This is a genomic window from Allobosea sp. P5_A5, assembly GCF_056400625.1.
The window spans coordinates 233,315-239,314 of sequence record NZ_JBFUKY010000008.1; the positions used below are offsets into that span (position 1 = coordinate 233,315).

The 6,000-nt window shown below is 65.5% G+C and carries 8 protein-coding genes; 3 read left to right on the forward strand and 5 right to left on the reverse strand.

Annotated elements, in window-relative coordinates; translation table 11 throughout:
• Nucleotides 1-112 precede the first annotated feature (112 nt).
• Nucleotides 113-799, forward strand: a complete 687-nt coding sequence (locus AC1DR6_RS17075) for a YggS family pyridoxal phosphate-dependent enzyme (RefSeq protein ID WP_476830442.1) — start codon at nucleotides 113-115, stop codon at nucleotides 797-799.
• Here AC1DR6_RS17075 and AC1DR6_RS17080 read toward each other — a convergent pair.
• A complete protein-coding gene (locus AC1DR6_RS17080; RefSeq protein WP_476830443.1) occupies nucleotides 783-1,271 on the reverse strand; it encodes a L,D-transpeptidase family protein in 489 nt (162 codons plus the stop codon). The genes AC1DR6_RS17075 and AC1DR6_RS17080 overlap by 17 nt on opposite strands.
• Nucleotides 1,272-1,420: 149 nt before the next feature.
• On the opposite strand from AC1DR6_RS17080, the gene AC1DR6_RS17085 reads away from it, so the two are divergent.
• Both AC1DR6_RS17085 and AC1DR6_RS17090 read left to right on the forward strand, forming a co-directional pair.
• The gene (locus AC1DR6_RS17085; RefSeq protein WP_476830444.1) at nucleotides 1,421-2,107 is read left to right on the forward strand and encodes a response regulator transcription factor; all 687 of its coding nucleotides are present in this window, start codon (nucleotides 1,421-1,423) and stop codon (nucleotides 2,105-2,107) included.
• A gap of 4 nt (nucleotides 2,108-2,111) precedes the next feature.
• Nucleotides 2,112-2,585 carry a cyclic nucleotide-binding domain-containing protein gene (locus AC1DR6_RS17090; protein ID WP_476830445.1) on the forward strand — a complete coding sequence of 158 codons (474 nt, stop codon included), beginning with the start codon at nucleotides 2,112-2,114 and terminating at the stop codon, nucleotides 2,583-2,585.
• Here AC1DR6_RS17090 and AC1DR6_RS17095 read toward each other — a convergent pair whose 3' ends face one another.
• The 4 genes from AC1DR6_RS17095 to AC1DR6_RS17110 all read right to left on the reverse strand — a co-directional run.
• On the reverse strand, nucleotides 2,586-3,503 hold the full coding sequence (locus AC1DR6_RS17095) for an EamA family transporter (RefSeq protein WP_476830446.1): 918 nt from the start codon (nucleotides 3,501-3,503) through the stop codon (nucleotides 2,586-2,588).
• Between the two features lie 111 nt (nucleotides 3,504-3,614).
• The gene (gene xth, locus AC1DR6_RS17100) at nucleotides 3,615-4,430 is read right to left on the reverse strand and encodes an exodeoxyribonuclease III (protein WP_476830447.1); all 816 of its coding nucleotides are present in this window, start codon (nucleotides 4,428-4,430) and stop codon (nucleotides 3,615-3,617) included.
• A gap of 79 nt (nucleotides 4,431-4,509) precedes the next feature.
• The gene (locus tag AC1DR6_RS17105; RefSeq protein ID WP_476830448.1) at nucleotides 4,510-5,373 is read right to left on the reverse strand and encodes a LolA family protein; all 864 of its coding nucleotides are present in this window, start codon (nucleotides 5,371-5,373) and stop codon (nucleotides 4,510-4,512) included.
• Nucleotides 5,374-5,555: 182 nt separating this feature from the next.
• Nucleotides 5,556-6,000: DNA translocase FtsK (locus AC1DR6_RS17110; RefSeq protein WP_476830449.1), on the reverse strand; the 445-nt coding region annotated here is incomplete at its 5' end.

Genomic DNA, 6,000 nt, shown 5'->3' on the forward strand with positions numbered 1-6,000 from the left:
GCACCGGCGCAGGAGCCATATGTGAGAAACCGGATGCCGGTTTTCCACATCTTGTTCTAGGACACCATTGCGCGCACGCGGTCAACGGCGCCCGGGGCCGAGAGGGTTTGTGATGAGCGATACGGTAAAACGTCTGGAGACGGTGCGGGCTTCCGTGAAGCGGGCTGCGCAGGATTTCGGCCGCAAGCCGGACAGCGTCACGCTGATCGCGGTGTCCAAGACCAAGCCGGCCGAGCAGATCGCGGAGGTGCTCAAGGCCGGTCAGCGCGTCTTCGGCGAAAACTATGTTCAGGAAGCGAAAGCCAAGTGGCCGGCGCTGAAGGAGCGCTTTCCCGATGCCGAGCTGCACATGATCGGGCCTTTGCAGTCGAACAAGGCACGGGAGGCTGTCGAGCTGTTCGACGTCATCCAGTCGCTCGATCGCGAAAGTCTGGCGAAGGAGCTGGCGCGCGAGATCACGCGTGCGGGCCGGTCGCCGCGCCTGTTCGTTCAGGTCAACACCGGCGAGGAGCCGCAGAAGGGCGGCATCCTGCCCGGCGATCTCGACGCCTTCATCACGCGCTGTCGCGACGTCCATGGGCTGACGATCGACGGGCTGATGTGCATCCCGCCGGCCGATGAGCCCCCTTCCCCGCATTTCGGCCTGCTGGCGAAGATGGCGGCGCGCCATGGGCTCAAGGGCTTGTCGATCGGCATGAGCGCCGATTACGAGGCGGCAATCCAGCTTGGCGCGACGCATGTGCGCGTCGGCAGCGCGATCTTCGGAGCGCGCGGAGCCGAGGTCAGCGCACCCGTATGACGCAATGGCGGGCGAGCCGGGGCAGTACTTTGGCGAAGACATGGCCCTGGACCGCGACGCACCCTGCGGTGGGCGTGAAGCCAGGGCGGGCAAGGTGCCAGAAGATGGCGCTGCCGCGCCCTCGCCTCACGGGCCTGTCGTTCCAGCCGAGCTCGACGATGACATCGTAAAGAGGGTCTTCGCGCTGAAGCCGCTCCTCCGCTTCGCCGGGCGGGCGATCGATCAGGCGGTTGTAGCGTCGGTCCTGGAGATCGTCGCACCAGGCGTCGCGGGGGCCGATGCGCCGGGTGGGCAGAAGGCTGCGCGGACGCGGAAGGCGGTCGGCGCGATAGAACACGCGGCGCAGCGGCAGGTCGCTTCGCGGAGTGCCGCCATCGCCTTCGCGCTTGTCCGCGCGGATGCCGGAGCGACCGAGCGCGCAGGGGAACACGGCCGTCCCGGCGACGATGAAGCCCTTGCGACGGTCATGCACTGAGGCGAAAACCCGCAATGAAGAGAGTGTTCGGGTTCTGCCCGAGGCGCCGTTCCTGTGGTTTTTCAAGGGGATTGCAGCTCGCGTGACTTGCGATGACGACTCAGCGGCCTCATGTTGCCCTCTCCCAGCGTTCGAGCGAACAGCCGATGTCCGTCGTCCATCATATCCTTCTGGTCGATGACGACCAGACTTTGCGCGATGCGCTGGCCGAGCAGCTGGCGCTTTACGATGAATTCCGCTTGTCGACCGCTGGCGACGCCTCGGGTGCGATCAAGATCTCGCAGACCGAGCGTATCGATCTCGTCATCATGGATGTCGGCCTGCCGGACATGGACGGGCGCGAGGCCGTCAAGGCGATGCGCAAGGGCGGCTTCAAGAGCCCTGTCGTGATGCTGACGGGGCAGGGCTCCGATGCCGATACGGTGCTGGGGCTCGAATCCGGCGCCAATGACTATGTCGTTAAGCCGTTCAAGTTCGCGGTGCTGCTGGCGCGCATTCGTGCGCATCTGCGGCAATACGAGGCGAGCGAGGACGCCATTTTTCAGGTCGGCCCCTATACGTTCCATCCCGGGTCGAAGCTTCTGGTCAGCGACAAGGGCTCCAAGACCAAACTCACCGAGAAGGAGACGGCGATCCTGCGCTTTCTGTATCGGGCCGGCCGCAAGCCCATCGCCCGCGAGGTTCTGCTGCAGGAGGTCTGGGGCTATAACAGCCAGGTGACCACCCATACCCTCGAAACGCATATCTATCGGCTGCGTCAGAAGATCGAGCCTGATCCAGGGCATGCCCGGCTGCTGGTGACGGACGCCGGCGGTTACCAGCTGAATCCCTGACCGGATGTCGCTCGACGACGACATGGCGCTTCTAGCCCGGCAGCCCTTGCTGAGCCTCATGGATCGGGACGCGCTGCGGCTGCTCGCCTTCGCGGCGGAAAGCCGGGTCCTGCGCGCAGGCGATGTGCTGTTTCGCGTCGGCGAGCCCTCGGATGGTGCGGTGCTGGTGGTGTCCGGGGCGCTGGCTCTGGCCACGGGGGACGATGGTGGTCCGGCCAGCGAGATCGTCGGCCCCGGCGCGCTTGTCGGCGAACTGGCTTTGTTCACCTCTGTGCCCCGGCAGGTCACGGCGATCGCACGCGAGCCGACGCAGGTGATGCGCCTGCCGCGCAGCGTGATGCGGCGGGTGTTGGGCGAATCGCCGGCGTCGGCGGAAGCCATCGCCACCGCGATCGGGGATCGGCTGCGGGGTTTCGTTGGCGAACTCGTCGGCGTTCAGGATGCGCTGATCGCGATCGACCGGAAGCGTTCCGTCTGATCAGGAGGCGGGCGGGTGCCTTGCGGCACGGATTGCGGCGAAACGCGGCCACAACACATTGATGGCAAGGCCCGACATCACGAGCCCGGCAGCGACGAACTTCCAGCCCGGCAAGGGTTCGCCCAGCCAGATCGCGGCCGCGCCCATGCCGAAGATCGGGACCAGCAGCGCCGTCGGCGCGACGGTAGCGGCCGCATAACGCGACAGGAGCCAGCCCCAGACCGCATAGCCAAACATGACATTGCCGACCGCCTGCCAGATCGCGGCGGCCCAGGCGATGGCGGGCGCGTGGGCAAGGCTGTCGCGAGCCGCCGGCCAGCCTTCGATCAGATAGGACAGGACGATCAGGGGCGGGACCGCGAACAGGCTGGTCCAGACGACATAGGCGAGCATGTCGACCTTGGGGGTGCTGCGCGCGACGATATTGCCGGCCGCCCAGCACAAGGCGGCGCCGAGCACCAGGACGATACCGAGTGGCGTTGTCGACCCGTCGGTGTGCCAGAGGATGACGCCGATGCCGATGGCCGCCAGCGCGAGGCCCGCAATTTGGAAGGCCTGCACGCGTTCATGCGTAATCGCCGCCGCCAGCAGGATTGTGAAAAACGGCTGCGACTGCACCACCAGCGAGGCCAGGCCGGGCGCGATGAAGCCCTTGATGGCGAAGAACAGCAGGCCGAACTGACCGGCGCCGATGAACAAGCCATAGGCGGCAAGCCTGCTCCAGGGCACGGCCGGGCGCTTGAGGACGAACACTGCCGGGAGCAGCGCGAAGGTGAAGCGCAGGGCGGCGAAGAGCAGCGGCGGGAAATGCTCGATCCCGATATGGATCACGACAAAGTTCGTACCCCACACGATCATGACCGCAAGGGTCAGCAGCGCGTCGCGCAACGATAGCGAGGTGGGGAGAGCTGGCTGCACGGTCTGGATCGCCGGAAAATCCGGGCAGGCCTACCATGCCGGGGTGCGGGCCGTAAGGCCACACCGGCATGGCGGAGGGCCAGACGCGGCATAGGTCCAGCTCTTCGTCGATCAGAGGTCCAGCGTCACCGTGACGGGTACATGGTCCGAAGGTCGCTCCCAGCCGCGCGCCTCACGCAGGAAGGTCAGGTCGCGCAAGGTGGGTTTGAGCCCGTCCGAGAGCCAGATATGGTCGAGGCGCCGCCCGCGATTGGAGGCTTCCCAATCCTGGGCGCGATAGCTCCACCAGGAATAGAGCTTCTCCGGCTCCGGCCGCAGCGTGCGGGCGGCGTCGGTCCAGCCCAGCTCGGAGCGCAGCTTTTCCAGCGTCGTCGTCTCGAGGGGGGTGTGGCTGACGACGTCGAGCAGCTGTTTGTGGCTCCAGACGTCGTGCTCATAAGGCGCGATGTTGAGGTCCCCGAGCAGGATGGCGGGCCGGTCCGTCGGCTTCTTGGTGAGGCCCCAGACGCCGATCTCGTCGAGGAAGGCGAGCTTATGGGCGAATTTGACGTTCTTCTCGGGATCGGGGATGTCGCCGCCCGCCGGAATATAGAAATTATGGATGGCGATGCCGGCTGCCGGACCTGCTGCGGCATCCAGCGTCACGGTCATGTGGCGGGCATCGTTGCGCCCGCACATCGACATCGCCTCCTTCTCGCTGAAAGGCAGCTTCGAGAGGATGGCGACGCCGTTATAGCCCTTCTGACCGATGAAGGCGTGATGGACATAGCCGAGCTGATGGAAGGCCTTGGCCGGAAACTGCTCGTCCGGCGTCTTGGTTTCCTGCAGGCAGAGAATGTCCGGGGCATAACGCGTCAGGAAATCGCCGACCATGCCGATGCGCAGGCGGACGGAATTGATGTTCCAGCTGGTCACGGTGAGTTGCAAGGCTAAGCTTCCGGCATGAGGGCGGCCGGAAACTGGTTCGCATGCGCCGGAAATGCAAGCGTCTTCGGCGCCTGGCCGCTCAGAGCTTGCGCTGGTAGTCGATCACGAAATTCTTGGGATCGGGCCGGCGCTGGGTATCGAGATCATAGAGCGCGACAGAGGTCTGGTAGCCCTGCGGATCGACGACGACCCATTGCTTCAGCTCGTTGTTCGCGAGATCGAATTTCAGCGTGATCTTGGAGGTCCCGCCCAGGGTCGTGCGGTCTTCCAGCCGGACCGAGAGGACGCCGTTATCGACGCTGGCGCCGGTAATGGTGCCTTCGCGGCTGAGGTCCATCTTCTCGCGCACCAGGAATTTCAGCGGCGTCTGGCCGATGGAATAAATGTCCTGCGTCGCCAGACGCGTATCGCGCACCGCGACCGAGTTGCCATCGGCGATGATCTCGGTCGTGGCCGGCGGGTCGTATTCGAAGCGCATCTTGCCGGGGCGCTGGATATAGATCCGGCCTTCGAGGCGTTTTCCGTTGGCGGCGAACTGGATGAAGTTGCCCTGCAGGCTGGTGAAGCTGTTGAGATAGGTGTTAAGGCGTTCGATCGCCTCTTCCTGCGTGGCCGGCAGCGGCATCTTGGACTTGGCGGGCGCGGCTGCTTGTTTGACCTCAGGCTTTGCAGGTTCAGCGACGGCGCGTACCGCCGGCGCCGTGGTGGTGCTCGCTGGCTCGACGACAGGCGCGTCGTTCATCGCCGTGCGGGGATGTCCGAGATCGGCCGGACGTGCCGGCGGCATCGGAATGCGACGCGGCGCGGCCGTTTTGGCGGCGGGCTTGGCTTGAACCGGCGGCTGGATCTGCAGCGGCTGGGCCTTCGCGCCATCAGCCGACAGACCGAAGGCCGCGATGGCCAGCGTCAGAACCGATGCCCGAATGACTGGGAACTTCTTCATGAGCAAGCCTGCTCCACCTTTGTGCCGCGGTCCTCGTGCGGCCGGACGCTGCTGCGAAATGCGATCCAAACCTTGAACCTAACGTTCGCCAGACGATCGAGGTTGCAGCATCCCGGTGGCAATTTGAGGACCAAGATGGTCGCGGACAAGGCCCTGCGACGACCAGACCGCAGCGGATGCGCTCAATCCTCGCCGCCATGGCCTTGCGTCTCGACCAAGATTTCTCTTTTCCCGGCGTGGTTTGCGGGTCCGACGATGCCTTCGTGTTCCATGCGTTCCATGATGGATGCGGCGCGGTTGTAGCCGATCTGGAGGCGGCGCTGGATGTAGGAGGTCGAGGCCTTCTTGTCGCGCAGCACGACAGCCACGGCCTGCTCGTAGGGGTCGTCTGAATCGACCGAGCCCATGGCGGATTTGTCGAAAACGGCGCCGTCCTCGGCCTCCTCGCCGGCGTCCTCCTCGTCGGAGGTGACGGCGTCGAGGTACTGGGGGCGGCCTTGCGTCTTCAGATGGGCGACGACCTTCTCGACCTCTCCATCGGAGACGAAGGGGCCGTGGACGCGGGTGATGCGCCCGCCGCCGGCCATGTAGAGCATGTCGCCCTGGCCGAGCAGCTGCTCGGCGCCC